Annotated in this window: 20 protein-coding genes, 1 riboswitch and 1 other annotated feature; of the genes, 3 read left to right on the top strand and 17 right to left on the bottom strand. The window is 42.0% G+C overall.

Annotated features, from left to right (window positions below):
- Positions 1-13 precede the first annotated feature (13 nt).
- The 3 genes from rsmH to EKM80_RS05370 all read right to left on the bottom strand — a co-directional run bounded on the left by rsmH (position 14) and on the right by EKM80_RS05370 (position 1960).
- Complete coding sequence (rsmH, locus tag EKM80_RS05380; protein ID WP_191985930.1) at positions 14-964, bottom strand: 16S rRNA (cytosine(1402)-N(4))-methyltransferase RsmH; 951 nt, start codon at positions 962-964, stop codon at positions 14-16.
- A 20-nt stretch (positions 965-984) separates the two neighbouring features.
- On the bottom strand, positions 985-1416 hold the full coding sequence (gene mraZ, locus EKM80_RS05375; protein ID WP_125552087.1) for a division/cell wall cluster transcriptional repressor MraZ: 432 nt from the start codon (positions 1414-1416) through the stop codon (positions 985-987).
- Positions 1417-1627: 211 nt separating this feature from the next.
- Positions 1628-1960, bottom strand: a complete 333-nt coding sequence (locus EKM80_RS05370; protein ID WP_125552086.1) for a DUF3397 family protein — start codon at positions 1958-1960, stop codon at positions 1628-1630.
- Positions 1961-2092: 132 nt separating this feature from the next.
- Between EKM80_RS05370 and EKM80_RS05365 the strand changes: the two genes are divergently transcribed.
- Entirely contained in the window at positions 2093-3040 is a 948-nt protein-coding gene (locus EKM80_RS05365; protein WP_125552085.1) for a magnesium transporter CorA family protein, read from the top strand.
- 76 nt (positions 3041-3116) lie between these two features.
- The gene (locus EKM80_RS05360) at positions 3117-3230 is read left to right on the top strand and encodes a DUF4044 domain-containing protein (protein WP_125552084.1); all 114 of its coding nucleotides are present in this window, start codon (positions 3117-3119) and stop codon (positions 3228-3230) included.
- Positions 3231-3281: 51 nt separating this feature from the next.
- Here EKM80_RS05360 and thiT read toward each other — a convergent pair whose 3' ends face one another.
- Positions 3282-3863, bottom strand: a complete 582-nt coding sequence (thiT, locus tag EKM80_RS05355) for an energy-coupled thiamine transporter ThiT (protein ID WP_125552083.1) — start codon at positions 3861-3863, stop codon at positions 3282-3284.
- Positions 3864-3914: 51 nt separating this feature from the next.
- Positions 3915-4015, bottom strand: a riboswitch (TPP riboswitch).
- 164 nt (positions 4016-4179) lie between these two features.
- Between thiT and EKM80_RS05350 the strand changes: the two genes are divergently transcribed.
- A complete protein-coding gene (locus tag EKM80_RS05350; protein ID WP_125552082.1) occupies positions 4180-5556 on the top strand; it encodes an aspartate kinase in 1377 nt (458 codons plus the stop codon).
- A 56-nt stretch (positions 5557-5612) separates the two neighbouring features.
- Here the strand turns inward: EKM80_RS05350 and EKM80_RS05345 are convergent, their stop codons facing one another.
- From EKM80_RS05345 to EKM80_RS05285, 13 genes are all read right to left on the bottom strand, one after another.
- Positions 5613-6443: an amino acid ABC transporter substrate-binding protein gene (locus EKM80_RS05345; protein ID WP_125552081.1), complete on the bottom strand. Its 831-nt coding sequence runs from the start codon at positions 6441-6443 to the stop codon at positions 5613-5615.
- A gap of 37 nt (positions 6444-6480) precedes the next feature.
- The gene (locus tag EKM80_RS05340) at positions 6481-7125 is read right to left on the bottom strand and encodes an amino acid ABC transporter ATP-binding protein (RefSeq protein ID WP_125552080.1); all 645 of its coding nucleotides are present in this window, start codon (positions 7123-7125) and stop codon (positions 6481-6483) included.
- 12 nt (positions 7126-7137) lie between these two features.
- A complete protein-coding gene (locus EKM80_RS05335; RefSeq protein WP_125552079.1) occupies positions 7138-7800 on the bottom strand; it encodes an amino acid ABC transporter permease in 663 nt (220 codons plus the stop codon).
- A gap of 164 nt (positions 7801-7964) precedes the next feature.
- Positions 7965-8193, bottom strand: a binding site (T-box leader).
- Between the two features lie 59 nt (positions 8194-8252).
- A complete protein-coding gene (minD, locus tag EKM80_RS05330; RefSeq protein ID WP_125552078.1) occupies positions 8253-9050 on the bottom strand; it encodes a septum site-determining protein MinD in 798 nt (265 codons plus the stop codon).
- Positions 9051-9053: 3 nt separating this feature from the next.
- On the bottom strand, positions 9054-9728 hold the full coding sequence (locus tag EKM80_RS05325) for a septum site-determining protein MinC (protein ID WP_125552077.1): 675 nt from the start codon (positions 9726-9728) through the stop codon (positions 9054-9056).
- 102 nt (positions 9729-9830) lie between these two features.
- Complete coding sequence (gene mreD, locus EKM80_RS05320; protein ID WP_125552076.1) at positions 9831-10352, bottom strand: rod shape-determining protein MreD; 522 nt, start codon at positions 10350-10352, stop codon at positions 9831-9833.
- A complete protein-coding gene (gene mreC, locus EKM80_RS05315) occupies positions 10353-11210 on the bottom strand; it encodes a rod shape-determining protein MreC (RefSeq protein ID WP_125552075.1) in 858 nt (285 codons plus the stop codon).
- Positions 11211-11333: 123 nt separating this feature from the next.
- The gene (locus EKM80_RS05310; RefSeq protein ID WP_125552074.1) at positions 11334-12338 is read right to left on the bottom strand and encodes a rod shape-determining protein; all 1005 of its coding nucleotides are present in this window, start codon (positions 12336-12338) and stop codon (positions 11334-11336) included.
- Between the two features lie 307 nt (positions 12339-12645).
- Positions 12646-12846 carry a cold-shock protein gene (locus tag EKM80_RS05305; protein WP_125552073.1) on the bottom strand — a complete coding sequence of 67 codons (201 nt, stop codon included), beginning with the start codon at positions 12844-12846 and terminating at the stop codon, positions 12646-12648.
- Between the two features lie 155 nt (positions 12847-13001).
- On the bottom strand, positions 13002-13679 hold the full coding sequence (gene radC / locus EKM80_RS05300) for a RadC family protein (RefSeq protein ID WP_125552072.1): 678 nt from the start codon (positions 13677-13679) through the stop codon (positions 13002-13004).
- A 69-nt stretch (positions 13680-13748) separates the two neighbouring features.
- On the bottom strand, positions 13749-14405 hold the full coding sequence (locus tag EKM80_RS05295; RefSeq protein WP_125552071.1) for an HAD family hydrolase: 657 nt from the start codon (positions 14403-14405) through the stop codon (positions 13749-13751).
- A gap of 9 nt (positions 14406-14414) precedes the next feature.
- A complete protein-coding gene (locus EKM80_RS05290) occupies positions 14415-15719 on the bottom strand; it encodes a bifunctional folylpolyglutamate synthase/dihydrofolate synthase (protein WP_125552070.1) in 1305 nt (434 codons plus the stop codon).
- Between the two features lie 91 nt (positions 15720-15810).
- A complete protein-coding gene (locus EKM80_RS05285; protein WP_125552069.1) occupies positions 15811-18474 on the bottom strand; it encodes a valine--tRNA ligase in 2664 nt (887 codons plus the stop codon).
- Between the last annotated feature and the right edge of the window lie 41 nt (positions 18475-18515).

The following is an 18515-nucleotide window of genomic DNA, read 5'->3' as shown; positions in this document are numbered from 1 at the left end:
TTTCACCACATCCTTAAAGCTTTTGTTTTTCAGCAACACGTAATTGCGCACTACGTGACCGTCGATTATCAGCAACCTCTGCTGCTGTTGGTTCTATTGGTTTTTTAGTGATTATTTTCAATTCTGGCAATTCACCACTTCCCTGAATTGGCAAGCCTCGTGGTATTTCAGCCACACGTGCGTGTTCACGATAAATCGTTTTTACGATGCGATCTTCTAATGAATGAAAACTGATCACGCTAATACGACCACCTAAGTCTAACAAGCTAATGGCCGCTTCTAGCGATGTTTCTTCAGCACCTAACTCATCATTAACGGCAATCCTTAGCGCCTGAAATGAACGCTTTGCTGGATGGCCGCCTTTACGCCGTGCCGCCGCTGGAATCGCTGACTTAATGGTTTCAGCCAATTGTAGCGTTGTTTCGATTGGTGCTTGCGCACGATCTCGTTCAATTGCCCGTGCAACTCGTTTAGCAAACTTATCTTCCCCATAGCGGTACAAGATTCGTTCCAAGTCAGCATAAGGCCACTCGTTAACAATGATCTGTGCGGTCAGAGTTTTAGTCCGATCCATCCGCATATCTAGCGGTGCATCCAACTTATAACTAAAACCCCGCGCTGCCTCGTCAAATTGTGGTGATGAAACACCTAGGTCATAAAGAATGCCATCAATTTTATCGACACCTTGTTTAGCCAGTTCAGCAGCTAAGTCACGAAAATTAGCTTTAATAAACGTCACCTTACCAGCTGCATAGTCAGCTTGAAGTCGTTGTTTACCATTATCGATTGCCGCCTGGTCCTGGTCAAAGGCATAGAGATGCCCTGCTGTTGACAAACGACTTAGTAGCAAGGCGCTATGTCCACCACCACCTAGTGTTGCATCAACATAAATGCCATCTGGTTTGACCTGCAAACCATCAATGGTTTCGTTTAGTAATACCGTTTGATGCTTAAACACCGTCATGACACCCATCCATTCATTAATTAAAAATCTAAATCCAACATGTTTTCAGCAATCGAATCAAAATTTTCCGCAGTTTCTGCACTAGCTGCCGCCCAGCGATCTGCATCCCAAATTTCAATACGTGATGAGACGCCGATCAGTACACAGGCCTTGGTTAGCTCAGCGTGTGTGATCAAGGATTGCGGTAAATTGATTCGTCCTTGCTTATCAAGTGTACATTCCGTCGCTGCTGAGTAGAAGAAACGAACAAAAGCTCGTGCATCCTTCTTAGTCAGCGGCAATTGGCGTAGCTTTTCTTCCAATGCTTGCCATTCGGATTTCGGATAGCCAAACAGGCAACCGTCCATGCCGCGGGTAACAACAAATTCCGCCCCTAATGCTTCCCGAAATTTAGCTGGAATGATTAGGCGACCTTTTTGATCGATTGAATGATGAAATTCACCCATGAACATGGACAACACCCCCGTAAATGCACATTTTTAGTCTACCACATCGCCCCACTTTCTACCATACTTTCCCTCGAAAACGTGTAAAATAACTGCTTAAACTTTTCTAAAGTTGATACTGAACAAAAAAAACGGCAAAATCAGGCTAAAAATCACGATGTAAGCCCTGCCCCACATCACTGATTTCCCCACCTATTTCACCGTTAATAACTAGTATTCAAACCCACTGTAATGCGACCAATACGAAATAAGCGATTAAACTTGGCAAAAATAGCAATCGCCACCAAAGTTTAAAAAAGACACGGTATAAAATTTCACCCCGATGCCACGCTAACCCAATGACCACAAAAATTGCCACAATCACCATCAGCATAATTAGTAAACTCGTTGCTTGATAGCGGTAACGTACCCAAATCAAAACGTCACTGGCTAGCAAACAACTTAATGTGAACCAATCAATTGGTGTTGCCCGCCACTTAAAATGAGTGTGCTGCAGGATTACCCCGATGAGCAAACCGAGTAGCGGTATTGATATCCCCAATATAAGCATTCACTTTGACCTACCTTTTCTAACTAAACATCGCTTTATGTTATCGTTCTTGCTATATTTAGCCTACGGGAAAAGTGGTAAAATGACAAGAGGTTGATTGAACTTACTATTACGGAAAAGGAAGCGATTTTTGTGCTTAATTATTTTCATACCCAAGCTGGTCAGCTACTACCAATTGCTGACTACCAGCGCAACTGTTGGGTTCACGTTGAACAACCAACTGTTAATGAGCTCAATCAATTACAAACTCGCTTCACTTTACCCAGCGATTATTTGACCGCAGTACTAGATGATAAAGAAAACCCGCGCGCCGAGGGTATCCACCATTCGATCATCGAACAACCGGCGCTGATTTTATTACGTTTTCCTCACGAAACAGTTAGTCCACTAGGATATAATGAATACACGACGTTTCCGTTTGCGATTATTCTGACTGCAGAAGCACTGATCACTATCAGCAACCACTCAGCACCGTTTATTCAAGATTTTTTATTGCAGCAAACGCAACTTAACACCAGTAACCATGAACGCTTTGCTTTACAGTTGATTTGGTTCATTAATAAGTATTACCTTGATTGCCTAGACGAAAATAGTCGGGCCATGGACGAACTAGAAAAGACCCTTTCATTAGCCAATGAAAACAATGATTTATTTCAATTAACAGCGATGCAGAAAAGTTTGATTCGCTTTCAAACTGCATTACATAAAAACCGCCAATTATTAGCTAATTTGCAAGCCAGTAAATTTTATTTTGAGACAGCACCATTTATTAAGTTGCTACGTGATATTTTAATTGAAAGTGAGCAAGCAGCAACCACAACAATCCAACAAAAACAGATTATTGACGAATATAATACGACTGTCAGTTCAATTGTTTCCAATAATTTGAATATTATTATGAAAGTACTGACCTCAATCACAATCATCCTTACGATACCGACTATTATCGGCGGTATCTATGGAATGAACGTTCATTTACCCGGTGCTGCTAGTGCCCACGCATTTGCGGTAATTATCTTTGGAACACTGATTGTGTCTTGGCTAGCTGCTTGGTGGTTACGTCATCGGCACTTTTTCTGAAACAATAATTGCAATCTAGGGGAAAACAGGTTAAACTGTTCCTAAATTAATTCAATTGAGGTGGCAATAGATCGCAATGAAAAAAGAAAAAACTAGTGGCTTTACAAAGTTAACAAAAATCGTCGTTTGGGTTATGTTAATTGCAGTTCTTGGTGGCATGGTCATGACCGCAATTGCAGCTTTTCAATAAACAACAAAAAAAGGATTCGGTCATGACCGAGTCCTTTTACTATACATAGAATTAAGCTGGTTGTATATTTTTTGGCATAAATAAATGTGGTGCACTAACTAATAGTAGACCCACCACTAAACTGGCCAAGATCAAATTCAAAATAGCACTACCACCATTGGCAACCAGTGAATAAAGCACTGGGCTCATTCCCTTTGGCGCGTAGGAACCCCAATAAAAGACGCCAGCCACAAAGTGTAAAAAGTATTTGCATAAAACACCTAAGAAAGTGGCGCTAATTGCATAGCCGAACATCCACCCGCGCTGTTGTCGCACCAATGCCCGTTGCATTGGGCCAGCACCCAAACCAATCAAACCAACGGCCGCGAAGGCTAATGGATACTCAATCAACCCCTGTAACGGATTTAAGAAACCCCCACTACCAAAACCGCGTAAGAACAGATCCAATAGTCCCCATACTAACCCACTGCTTAAGCCAGCCTTCCAACCACGCCGTAAACTATAAACGGCTAAGGGGATGATCCCGTAAGAAATATTCAACGGTCCCACCGCATGTGGTAAATATTCCAACGCCATCGCTAATGCTGCGATGACTGTTCCTTCGATCCAGACTAATAAATGCCGATTAGACATAAAAAACAACCTCCCCATAGTTCAATCGACTACAAAAAGGTTGCAAAAATGGCTTACGCCAGCTACAATTCCTACGCGTGTGTTAACACAACAGGTTCAAGGGTCTGAAATTAATCACTCTCAGCCAAAAATTGGCTCCCCTTTGCAGTTAATTGTTTAATTGTTGGTTTTAATATAGGCCAGTTTGGATACGTTGTCAATAAAATTTTATTTGCGCCGGTTAAATTAAAATTACCAACAAAAATTGCCTTTTAGATGTGAATTTGCTATGCTAATATTAATTTTATTTTAATAATCGAGAAAGAAGTGGCTGAGTTTGAAAGTGGCGAAGTTTGGCGGAAGTTCATTAGCTTCCAGCAACCAACTCAAGAAAGTAATCGAGATCATCCGAGGGGACAGTAAACGGCGCGCAGTCGTCGTTTCCGCACCAGGTAAACGTTTTGCTGATGATCGTAAAGTCACCGACCTTTTGATTGATTACGCAAACGTTATTCTGAACAAAGAAAATCCCGTTGCAATTCAACATGCGATTTTAGCCCGTTATCAAGAAATTGCGGCTGGCTTTGATTTACCAGCTAGTGAATTCCAAGTGGTTCATGACCATATTATGCAGCTACCTGAACATGACTATCCGTCTGCTGACTATTTGCTGGACGCATTTAAGGCCGCTGGTGAGGATAATAATGCAAAGCTAATCGCTGCTATCCTAAATCACATCGGCATACCTAGTCATTACCTTAGCCCCCAAGAAGCGGGTTTACTAGTCAGTGCGACTCCTGGTGATGCACAAGTATTATCTGAAAGTTATACGCAATTAGCGGCCTTCAGAAAAAGCAAAACCTTGTTGATCATTCCTGGATTCTTTGGTTACACTAAGGACGGTCAAATCTGTACCTTCTCACGTGGTGGTTCTGATATTACTGGCGCTATTTTTGCCCGCGCGTTTAAAGCGGAACTTTACGAAAACTTTACTGATGTTGATGCAATTTATGCCGCTAATCCAAAGATTGTGCCCCATCCTGCGGCCATTGAACACTTAACTTTCCGTGAAATGCGCGAACTTTCTTACGCTGGTTTCTCAGTTTTTCATGATGAAGCCTTGATTCCAGCAATTGAAGGTGGCGTCTCTGTTCGCGTCAAAAACACTAATCATCCGCTAAAACCAGGTACCTTGATCTCAGCGCGAAAGATATACGATCCACAACGCCCAATTTCCGGCATTGCCAGTGATACCGGCTTCTTAGGCATCTATATTCGTAAATATTTAATGAATAAACAAGTCGGTTTTGTATTCAAAGTACTGCAAATATTAGCTGAGTTTGGCATTAGTTTTGAACACATTCCATCTGGGATCGACGATATCACAATCGTCATCCGTGAACGTGAACTAACACCAGAATTAGAGCCTAAAGTATTGGCGGCAATCAAAAAGGCAATTCAGCCAGATGATATTCGTGTCATCCATCATTATGCCTTAGTTATGATCGTTGGTGAAGGTATCCAAGATCATATCGGTATGATGGCGAAAGCAACTAATAGTATCGCCCAAGCTGGCGTCTCAATCGTTACCTTAGATCACGGTGCTTCACCAGTATCAATCATGTTTGGCGTTCGGGAAAAGGATGAGTATAACGCTGTCCGCGGCTTATATAAGGCCTTCTTCAGTAATGAAAAAGAGAAGAACCTGATTTAAACAATAAATACCCTGCAAACGAAAGCAATTTTTCGTTTGCAGGGTATTTATGTACCTTATTTTTGTGGGATCGTATCGTCCTCGCCAAACCATTTCATGCTAATTTTCTTCATTGTCCCATCACGATATAATTCCTTCATGGCAGAATCAATTTTGCGTTGTAATGTTTTATCTGACTTACGCATCCCTACGGCAAAATCTTCAGAAGCAAAGTTACCTTCTGTGACCTGGTAATCATTTCGATTAGCTTGGTGATCAATGTAATAATTTGCGTATACACGATCGATCAGTAAGCCTTGGATCCGGTTAGCGTTTAAATCAATAAACGCATCGTTAAATGTACTGTACAAAACTGGTGTTTTATTTTTGATATAGTTTTTTAACAAACTAGGATCTGATTCTAAGCTGGAATAACCAGATGATCCTGTTTGAACACCTAAAACCTTACCTTGCATTCCCGCAAAGCTAGTGATTTTATCCTTTTTCATCGTAACTAATATTTGTTTATTCAACAAATATGGTGAACTAAAGCGAACAACTTTCTTCCGCTGTGGCGTGATCGTATAACCATTCCAAATTAAATCGATGGTATGATTACGTAACTCAGTGGCATTCATCGACCAGTCAATCGTTTGAAAATCAACTTTAATATTATATTTTTTGAAAACAGCTCGGGCCAAATCAATATCAAAACCCTTTAACTGCCCACTTTTAGCCCGGAAGCCCATGGGCACAAAACTATCATCTAACCCGATGATAACCTTTTTGCGACGTTGAATTGTTGACCAAGAATCAGTATTTTCACTTTGTCGCGAGCAGCCCGTCAAACTAACTGCACTAAAAATAATCAAAATTGCGAGCAGTGCGCTTACTATTTTTTTACGCATTCTTCGGCCCCCCTATCATTCTTATTTTGCCCACAGCTTATTGTGCTTCTGGAAGTGCATCAACGTGTTTGACCGCATCCGCAATATTCTCAGCAAATTCTAAATCATGGGTCACAACAATTTGCGTCATCCCATCAGCTTTCAGTCCCAAAATCAACTTTTCAACTTCTTGGCGTAAATCTGGATCCAACGCACTGGTTGGCTCATCATAGCAGAGTATCTTTGGTTTCATCGCCAATGCGCGTGCCAAGGCAACCCGCTGCTTCTGACCACCAGATAACTGATACGGATATAGCGCCTCTTTACCAGTTAAGGCTAGCCGCTTTAGTAATGCCCGCGCTTGTTTTTCAGCTTCAGCTTTGCCTAGCTTCAACGCCAGCATCGGTGCCAACGTAATATTATCTAATACGCTAAGGTTAGGGAACAATTGGAAATCCTGAAAAACAACCCCAATTACACTATCTTTATCTTGATTGTCATAGGGATCAAAAACTTGGCCATCCAATGAAATCTGACCGCCATCGATGCGTTCTAAACCACTGATACACCGCAATAGTGTCGTTTTACCGGCACCAGAAGGACCAACAATTGCTAAAACTTCACCATCTTTAACGGTTAAATCAAGCTGATCTAAAATTAAGCGGCGGCCATATCGTTTACTAATTGCTTTTAATTCTAACATTGTTATGCCCTCCTATTTGTAATAACTATAGTGTTGCTCAACCTTGTGTTGAATCAAGGTCAAAATTGCGGTTAACAGTAAGTATCCAATCCCCACAAGGACTAATGGCAACAACGTCACATCGCGTGCCGTAGCAACGTTACCTGCCCGTAATAGATCACCTAGACCAATTACGTAGACTAAGGAAGAATCCTTAACCAAGTTAATAACTTCATTACCGATCGACGGTAAAACAATCTTCATAACTTGCGGTAAAACGATTTTTTTAATTGTTTGCCAATAAGTTAAGCGTAAGACCTTAGCACTTTCATATTGTCCACGATCGATTGATTGTAAACCACCACGAAAGATTTCCGCAAAATAAGCGGCATAATTGATAATAAAGGCAAATAATGCTGCATCATATCGCTGGAATACAATACCAACAATTGGTAAACCATAAAAGACAAAAATTAATTGGAGCAATAAGGGCGTTCCTCGCATGATCCAAACGTAGATTCCAAGAATATTCCGAATCGGTTTAAATTTGGAAGCTCGACCCAAACCAACAATGATTCCCAATGGAATCGAGCCAATTAATGTGAAGAAGAACAGTGATAGGGTCATTTTGATCCCATCAAACAAAGAAGGCATAATTTGCCAGGCATAATGCCATTGTGAAGCTAAAACATCCATTTCAACATCTCCCCTTAAATCGTTGAATAAAAAAAAGTCCTCGAAAACAAGTTGTTTTCGAGGACGCAATGCGTGGTTCCACCTCAATTCGTGTTGACCTCACGATCAGCACCTCCAATAGTCCACTGTACCAAATAAAAAATCCTCTTGAAGTCAAATAACTTCAAGAGGACGATTGATTTCGTGATTCCACCCCTAATTTGTGCTACTTTCACAACTAGCACCTCAGGTAGTTCAATGAACTACAGCAGTAACGGGCTTTCCCGTGTGCACTTACTCTATTCAGTGCGCAATACTCGCAGATGTGTTTCGTCGTACTTGATTGTTTCCTCACAGCTACCAGAAACTCTCTGTTAATCTAAATACGACTACTCTTCTGTTCAACGTTATTTATTATGAGAGTAAGATTAGCACATTTTAATCTGACTGTCAAATTGGCCACAGCACTTAACCTACTTGCGTCCACCAAAAAGACGTTGCCAAAAGCCAACTTTCTCTTCCTTAATCGACATTAACGGAACTGTCTCACCTAATAAACGCCGAGCAATATTCCGGTACCCTTGACTGGCTAGATTTTTAGGATCAAGTACAACTGGATCACCATGGTTAGACGACTTAATAACACCGTCATCATCTAACACGATACCCAACAACGAAATCGATAAATGACGTGTAATTTCATCAATATCCATCACGTCGCCTTCATTCATCATATGTTGCCGAATCCGATTGATGATCAGTCGTGGTTCTTGTGCCATTTCAGCCTGTTCCAATAAACCAACCACACGGTCAGCATCGCGAACTGCAGAAATCTCTGGTGTCGTTACTACGATTGCACAGTCAGCACCGGCAATGGCATTTTGGAAACCTTGCTCGATACCGGCAGGACAATCAAGAATGACAAAATCATAATCGTCCTTTAATTCATCAACAATGGCTTTAACTTCAGCAGGCATTAAGGCATCCTTATCCGTATTCTGCGCTGCTGGTAATAAATATAAATTATCCTCAAAGCGCTTGTCTTTAACCAAAGCTTGATGTAACTTAGCACGACCCTGCGCCACGTCAACAATGTCATAAATAATTCGGTTTTCAAGACCTAAAACGACATCTAAATTACGCAGACCAATATCTAAATCCATCAAACAAACTTTTTTATTTTGTAGCGCCAATGCTGTTCCTAAATTGGCGCTGGTGGTCGTTTTACCAACGCCACCTTTACCGGATGTCACCACGATTGCCGTTCCCATGAGTTATGCCTCCCCAATCTTGTTATATAACTTCGGCCGAATCACCTTAAGCTCATCCAGATTACCGTAATCAAGTAAATGTAAATCATTAATATATGTAACTGAACGCGGTGTAAAAGCTTGATCACTATCCGCTAAAATATCAACATTATCCGCAATTCGTACCTGAATGGCTTGACTAAGATCACCCACCACAATGGCCTCTTCCTGATCAGGAAATCCTGCATGAACAACGCCTTCAATCTTACCGACCACAAAAATACTGCCTGTGGCCCGCAAAATACCACCACGATGGACTGCACCAATAAATAGCACATCGCCATCAATTTGAACTTCTTGACCGCTACGAATAACTAAGCGGCTAAGATGTATACTATCTTGCTCTTTCCAAGCTCTAGCCGCCGTTTTCGTCATAACCCCAGATTCAATTTGTTCCACGCGAAATTGAGGGTACTGTTCGATCAACTCTTGAATTTGCCGTTTTTCACGCTCAGTAAATAAGCGATTTTCGGTATCAATTTTAAAACCAACGATTTGTTCTTCATCTTGACCAGCCTGCTCACGACTTAATTTAACGAATAATTCACTTAACTCCGCAATGATCGCCGTAAACGCACCGCTTTGCTTTAAAGTTAATTGATAGCCACCGCGATGACCCTTCAAAACCACATAATGCATGATTGCCACTCCCTAGTTGACACGATTATCTAAATTTTAGCATACTTCTTAGGGTTATGTCTTGACTCTATTTTTATTGTTGCGCTTAGTCGTGTTGAATACTTAGTAAGTTGAATCTAGCTTTAAGATCAACTGGCGTAAAGGCAAGTATAAAAAGATAAACAAAACTAGGTTCAATGCTAAAGTTGGCCCTAAAATATCAGGAATAAAATCACTTAACGACATCGTTGTCAGACCCATAAACGTATTCATTCCGTACACACAACTTTCTAAAGCCGTTAAATCAATCAGATAAATTGCCCCGATCACTAACGGCGCTGGCGTAAAGAATTGGGCGATCCACCGCGTCAATAACAAAATTAATGGAAATAAGAACGTATAGACACCTAAAATACCCGTATAGAAGCTATCGTAGAACAAACCTAGGATCAAGGCTATCCAGAGCAAATGCGGAAAATCAGGCGCAAAGAAATACACTAGTACTAAGCCTAGCACTAAAAGCCGAATAATCATTGTATCCGGATAACGATGCAACGTGCCGCCAAAAATATAGCTTAGTGAGCCATCAAGCAGCATTAAAAAAACCAGTAAAACATTGAGCCAAATTTTTTCCCGTAAACGCATCTAATCACCTGCTATCTGTCGTTCAATAACGGTTACGACAGTAAAGTCATCCAGATCAACTGCAGGTTTGATTTCTAGGGACAATGCTAAACCGTAATCATCATGCTTAATCTTTGTTACTTTACCGATATACAAACCCCGTGGTGTTAAGCCACCTAAACCAGAAGTTTGCACGGTATCACCGACTTTAATTTTAGCATCTGAATTGAGTTGCCCCATTTTCAGCTCACTAGTCGCCTGATCATAACCGGTGATGATTCCATTAGCTGTCCCGTCACTGGTGATCACCTCAGCAGCAAACCGATTAGCTGACTGATTATCCGTTGTGATCAATTCAACTTTAGAATTAGTGCCGTTAACTTCAACTATTCGTCCAATCAAACCAGAACCCGCCATAACCGGCATATTCTTTTTAATGCCGGCTAAGCTACCTTTGTTGATCACCAAATTATTTTGCCAATTAGCTGGTGACCGCGTCAAAACAGCCGCATTCAACTGTGAATAATCGGTTAAGGTTTTATCCAGTTTCAATTGCTTCTTTAGTTCTTTATTTTCGCTTTGCAGTGTTTGTGCTCGCGTTTTGGTCTGGGCTAAATCATCTAACTGCGCCTTTAATTTCGTATTTTCTTCATACGTATTAATTAAATTAGAAACGGCACCAAAACTACTTTTGACACCATTTGCTGGTAACGCCACCACCCGATCGACGACACCAACCACATCATTACCAAAACGCTGAACCAGCGGCGGCGTTTTCTCACTATTACGCACACTGACCGAAAATGCCATCAAACCCATGCTGATGATAATTGCGATCATAACAATGATTAGTTTTCGATTTGAGAAAAATTTCTGCATAGGGCGACCTCCAACAATTTGCCTAGCAAGCAATAAGTCTTGAGCTGACAATATTAATCGCTGAAAATGGCGAGTATTCAACCGATCTTCAGCGACTAATTAGGCTTTTACTGACCTTTTATCTTAACGTTTTTTCATGATATCAATATTCTTTAATGATTCACCGGTACCGATAGCCACGCAATCCAATGGTGCTTGTGCGACAAACACAGGCACTTTAGTCGCATCAGCGATCACTTCTGGCAGGTTCTTCAATAAAGCACCACCACCGGTCAAAACAATCCCGTGGTCAATTACATCGGCGGCAATCTCTGGTGATGTTTCTTCTAGCGTTTCTTTGATAGCAACGATAATTTCACTAACAACCTCTTGTAACGCTGTTGCAATATCGGTGGCTTCAATATCAACTGTCTTTGGTAAGCCTGAAATTAAATCACGGCCACGCACGGTCATGCCTTCGATTTCAGCTGCTTTTTCCAAAGAAGCTGATCCAATTTGCATCTTCACATCTTCGGCAGTCCGTTCGCCAATCAATAAATTAAAGTGTTGCCGAATATAGTAAATAACGGCCTCATCAAACTTGTCGCCAGCCATTCTGATTGAACGACTAGAAACAATACCACCTAATGAAATTGTTGCTACATCAGTGGTACCACCACCGATATCAACAACCATACTACCAGTTGGGTCCATTACAGGCAAACCAGCACCGATGGCTGCAGCAAATGGTTCTTCGATAACATAAGCGTCACGAGCACCAGCAACCCGAGTCGCATCGATCACCGCCCGCTTTTCAACTTCAGTGACACCGCTAGGCACACAAACCATAACGTACGGTTTCCCTGCCCCACGACCTTGTGACTTCTCCATAAAATATTTCATCATAGCCGCGGTTGTATCATAATCGGCAATAACGCCATCCTTCATCGGACGAATGGCCACAATGCTACCTGGTGTACGGCCGATCATATTGCGTGCTTCGGTACCGACAGCTACCACTTCACCTGTCTTGGTATTTTTAGCAACAACGGAGGGCTCACGTAGCACGATCCCCTTACCGTCAATATAGACCAATGTGTTGGCTGTGCCGAGGTCAATTCCAATATTCTTTGTGCCTAATCCGAACAAAGCGTCTCTCTCCTTCAAATTCAGCGATATTCACTAACGATAGTGTGCCAATATTAATGACCACTCGTTATTAAATGCTTTAGCATCTCCGTTTGCAGTTAAAGGAATTATAACATACTTATTTCCGTTACAAAATGCTTTAACATCTACTAATCTATCATACCGAATAATCAGTGAAATGATAAGGGCTTTTGCAAACTTAACCCTTTTTTAGGAAGTATTGCGCTTACATGAACTAAGTAAAGTAATCGATTGCCTAATTAAAAAACAACACCGCTAAAAACGATGTTGTTTCGTGAAATATCGATTATGCTTTAACAACGTTAACAGCTTGTGGGCCGCGGTCGCTTTCTTCAATATCAAATGTAACAGCTTGGCCTTCTTCGAGGGTTTTAAAACCGTCGCCTTGGATAGCTGAAAAATGAACGAATACATCGCTACCATTTTCGCGTGAAATAAAACCGAAGCCCTTTTCTGGGTTGAACCATTTAACTGTACCTTGTTCCATGAATAAAAATCCTCCTCGTGCCTCTAGACACACTTTTTTTGTAATTCTGATTGGGTACGATGGGGAAAGTTTATTTATGAAACTTTGATCCATTACCTTACAAAAATACAAGTTAATTTTACCATGATACCGGTTTAATAACAAGCAACAAAACGCTAGAAATCGCCGCGTTCTTTCAGGCTGCTATACTGTTGATTGCCCACAATTAAATGGTCTAAACATTCGATTCCCATTAGCTCACCACAATTAGCAACTCGTTGTGTAAACTTCAAATCATAATTAGATGGCTCCGTTTGCCCACTGGGATGATTATGCACCAAAATAAAGCGTGCCGCAGTCACTTGTAATCCATAAGCAAAAATTTCACGCGGATGAGCAACTGAGGCATTTAACGTCCCGCGAAATAATTCTTGTTCCTTGATAATTTGATTTTTAGTATCTAAATAAACCGCAATCAAATGTTCTTGTCGACAACCGGCAAACCGCTTGATCATTAGCTCACCGATTTGTTGACTAGAAGCAATTGTGCCAAAACGGATCTGTGCAGCTAACTGACAGCGCCGACCTAATTCTAACGCTGCCTGCAATTCAATTGCCTTAGTTTGGCCAATACCGTTGATTTTTTGCAGCTCACTGGTCTTTGCCTGCGTCAGTGTGGCCATTTGCGGATAAGCTTGCAATACTTGCTGCGCCACCGCCATCACTGGCAATTGCTTAGTGCCTGTGCGTAATAAAACTGCTAATAATTGCTGATCCGTCAGGCTAGTGGCGCCAGCATACAATAACTGTTCCCGTGGCTGTAGCGGCTCTTGCTGAGTTTTAAGTGCTAACATTTGATTACCCCTTGCTCGTTTGAATTAAGTGCTTGATCTTAAGCACCTATTCTTAAACTACGCAAAGTATCAAGCATTACTCTTAATAAAATCACGCACCGCAAATAAATCTGGCATAATTGCCAACGCTTGTGCCTGCATTTGTGCGGTTGGCTTGATCAAATCAGGTACAATAATACAAGGAATTCCCGCGGCCTGTGCGGCTAATAAACCATTTAATGAATCCTCTAAAACAAGGGTCTGCTGAGCAGGTGTTCCTAATGCCGTCAAGGCCGCTTTAAATAAATCAGGTGCCGGCTTGCCTTTAGCCACATCATCCATTGAAATAATCGTTGGAAATTGGCTCGCCATTTGGGTTGCCGTTAAAAAATCACTGATTTTAGTTTTATAGTTACTAGAAGCGATTGCTTTATCAATATGCTGTTGTGCTAAATAAGTCAGTAATTCATCTAAGCCAGGCTTTTTTTGTAATTGACCATGGTGGATCGCATCATCGATTGCTTGATAAGTTACCTGCATGAATTGCTGCACCTGGGCTTCACTACCAAAAGCTTCGCGGAAAAAAGCCATTAGATCCTCATCAGAAGCGCCAATAAAACGCTCATAATAGTCATCGCTATAATCCAGTTTCATTTGGCGTGCCGCTGCTAAATTAGCCTGATAGTAAAGTTTCTCTGAATCAAACATCAAGCCATCCATATCAAAAATAACACCTTGTACTTTCATCCTTGATCCTCAACTTTCAAAATATTGCCGTACCTCAGAAACAAAATAAAGTGACCCCGTTAATAACAGCATATCGTCTGCTGACGCTTCCTGCAAGACTGCTTGTAGTGCCTCAGGCCAATTAGCGTATAGTGGCAGTTCTTGAGCACTGGCTCGCTCCAGCTCATCCGCTGATGCAACCCGGCTGTTACCGTTAAATTGGGTCAAAACAATGTGCACATTCGGCAGCCGTTCTAAAATGGCCAACATTTTCGTTGTTGCCTTATCCTTTAAAGCCGCAAAAATAATATAAACGTCCATTTGGCTAAAATTAGCTTTGAGGGTTGCTGCTAAAGCCTGCATTGCTGGTTCATTGTGCGCACCATCTAATACGATCAACGGCTGGTCATTAATTTTTTCCAAACGGCCCAACCATCTTGCCTGCGCCAGACCTTGTTTAATTGTTTTGGCAGTAATCGTTTGGTGCAACTGCTGTGATACCAAAACAAACGCTGCCAAGGCAACAGCTGCATTATCGACTTGATAATCACCTAACATCGGTAATTCAACACCTTTGACCTGCTGATCCAAGCCAGTAAAATCAAAAGTTTCGCCCCAAGTTGCCAGTGCTTGCTGGCGGGTCGTTTTAAAATCAGCTCCCAACACGTATAACTGGCTTTTATTTTGCTGGGCAGTCGCCACAACCACTTGCTGGGCTTCTTCCGGCAAACGCCCCACCACCACTGGCCGGCCAGGCTTGATAATGCCAGCTTTGTGCGTTGCAATCTCAGCCAGCGTGTCGCCTAACAAGGCCATATGGTCATAACCAATTGTGGTGATCACTGAAACAAGCGGTGTGATCACATTGGTGGCGTCGGTCAAGCCACCAATACCGACTTCAATAATGGCTAAATCTAATGATTGCTGGGCAAAATAAACCAACATCAGTAACGTCACAAACTCAAATTCAGTGATTTGGTTATCTGGCGCCACAGCGTCTAATTCAGCCACTTGTGGCCCCACCTCATTGACCAACGCCAATAAAGCCTCATCACTGATCGGTGTACCATCTATACTAATGCGCTCGTTAAAACGCATCAAAAATGGTGACGTAAACGTGCCGACCGTTAGTCCCTGCGCGTTAGCCAAATAACGTAAATCATTGACCACTGAGCCTTTACCATTAGTGCCAGCAACATGAATGGCAGTTAATTTTTCTTCGGGGTGCCCAAACGCTGCCACTGCTCGCCGCATCCGGCTTAAGCTGCCTTCCTTATGCATTTTGGGCCGACTGTGTATTTTTGCTAAAGCAATTTCATAATTTTCTGCGTACATAACTTCGCCACTTTCACTTTTTCCGTTTAATAAATGCTAAATTCAGTATAGCAAAAAAGAAACCTAAATTTCAGGTTTCTCTTACTTAGAACTATAAATTAGCTTTTAATTCCGCAATACGATCGTTAGCAGCAGCTAGCTTTTGCATGTAATCAGCACGCTTAGCTTTTTGTTCCGCAACTACTTTTTCTGGTGCATTTTGGACGAAGCGTTCGTTGCCTAACTTCTTGTCGGCACGATCAACTTCACTTTGTAACTTCTGTGCTTCACTTTCCATTCGCTTGATTTCATCATTTAAATCAATCAATTCTGCTAATGGCACGTAGATTTCAGCACCTGTAATAATCGCTGACATCGCCAAAGCTGGTGCGTCAACGCTAGTCGCAATTGTTAAGTCCTTTGGATGAACAAAGCGCTCAATGTACTCCCGATTATTTTCAAAAATAGCGCGAGTCTGTTCGTCAGTGGTTTTGATCAACACATCGATAGGACTGGATAATGGCGCGTTGACCTCAGAACGAATATTACGAACCGAACGAATTAAATCGATTAAACGTGACATTTGTGCAACCGCATCAGCATCGGCTAATTCAGCATGCTCAACGGGATAGGCCGCCGTCACGATTGAATCACCAACGTGAGGCAATTGTAGCCACAGTTCTTCAGTCACAAATGGCATGATTGGGTGCATTAATTTCAACGTTTGTTCGAAGACATAGGCCAAAGCCTGTTGTTTGTTAGCAATTGCCGTTTTATCGTCGCCATACAAAACTTCCTTACTCATTTCAATGTACCAATCACATAGATCGTTCCAAATGAAATTGTAAAGTAAGCGGCCGGCTTCACCAAATTCGAAATCTTCAAATAAGCGCGTGACGTCTTTAACCGTTTCGTTTAAGCGACTAAGAATCCAGCGATCGGCTAAATCACGTTGGTCAACAGCTGGCATCGTTGCGGTCGTCTTTTCACCTAAATTCATGATAACAAAACGACTAGCGTTCCAAATTTTATTGATAAAATTCCAAGCGGCATCCATTTTATCATAAGAGAACCGCACATCTTGACCTGGCGTTGAACCAGTACTCAAGAACCAGCGTAGAGCATCAGCGCCGTACTTTTCAATTACTTCCATTGGGTCAATGCCGTTGCCTAATGATTTACTCATTTTGCGACCCTGTTCGTCACGGATCAGCCCATGAATCAACACATGTTTAAATGGACGCTTGCCGGTGAATTCCAAACTTTGGAAAATCATCCGTGAGACCCAGAAGAAAATAATATCGTAACCAGTCACTAATGTGCTGGTTGGGAAATAGCGCTTGAAATCAGGTGCATCCGTATCCGGCCAACCCATCGTTGAAAATGGCCATAATGCACTACTAAACCAAGTATCTAATACATCAGAGTCTTGTTCCCAGTTTTCAGGATCAGCTGGTGCTTCCATCCCAACATAAGTTTCGCCAGTTTGCTTGTTATACCAAGCGGGAATCCGATGACCCCACCATAATTGACGAGAAATAACCCAATCATGGACGTTATCCATCCATTGTGTGAAGGTATTTTCAAACCTTTCTGGCACGAAGCTAACCCGATCGGCACCTTTTTGGTTTTTCAGCGCTGTTTCCGCTAATGGTTTCATTTTAACGAACCATTGCGTTGATAGGCGAGCTTCAACTTGAACGCCAGTCCGTTCAGAATGGCCTACACTATGGACAATTGGATCTGTGCTTAGCAAGTATCCTTGCTCATCTAAATCAGCCACCATCGCTTTACGTGCAGCGAAACGATCCAAACCTTCATACTTACCAGCATTTTCATTCATGCTGGCATCTTCATTCATCGTGTTGATTCGTTTTAGATTATGCCGATTACCGACTTGGAAATCATTAGGGTCGTGAGCTGGCGTGATTTTAACCATCCCAGTACCGAACTCTTTGTCCACATAAGCATCAGCAATAATTGGCAAATGGCGCCCTTGTAGTGGCAGTAAAACTTCCCGACCAACTAAATCCTTGTATCGTTCGTCATCGGGGTTCACCGCAACAGCAACGTCCCCAAACATCGTTTCCGGCCGTGTTGTCGCAATTTCAATATAATGTTTACCAGCGAAGGTATAATCAGGATCGATAAATGGGTATTTAACGTGATAAAAAGCCCCTTTATCATCTTGATGAATAACCTCAATATCAGACAAGGCAGTCCGTGCTTGCGGATCCCAGTTGATAATGTATTCGCCCCGGTAGATCAACCCTTTTTTGTATAATTCAACAAAGACTTTGCGAACGGCTTGGGATAAGCCGTCGTCCAAGGTAAAACGCTCGCGAGAATAGTCAACGGAAATACCTAACTTAGCCCATTGTTTATGAATAATATCGCCATATTCATGGACCCAATCCCAAACTTCGTCGACAAATTTATCGCGGCCAAGGTCGTAACGCGTAATCCCTTTTTCACGTAAATGGCCTTCAACCTTAGCCTGGGTTGCAATTCCTGCATGATCCATACCCGGCAACCATAAAACATCATAGCCTTGCATCCGTTTTTGCCGGATCAACATGTCCTGTAGTGTTGTATCCCAAGCATGACCTAAATGCAATTTACCAGTGACATTAGGCGGTGGAATTACGATTGAATATGGTTTAGCTTTAGGATCACCACTTGGTTTAAATAAATCTTTTTTGAGCCATTCTTCGTACCGGCCTGGTTCGACCTGGTGCGGATCGTACTTTGTTGACATTTGTTTTTCGTCAGCCATTTGCGGTCACCCTTTCTTGTTGTAGCAATTGTCCAGGCAAA

The sequence above is a fragment of the Loigolactobacillus jiayinensis genome (genome assembly GCF_003946445.1).
GTDB lineage: Bacteria > Bacillota > Bacilli > Lactobacillales > Lactobacillaceae > Loigolactobacillus > Loigolactobacillus jiayinensis.
The sequence above is the reverse complement of the archived record's forward strand: the minus strand, read 5'-3'. Positions and strand labels throughout refer to the sequence as shown.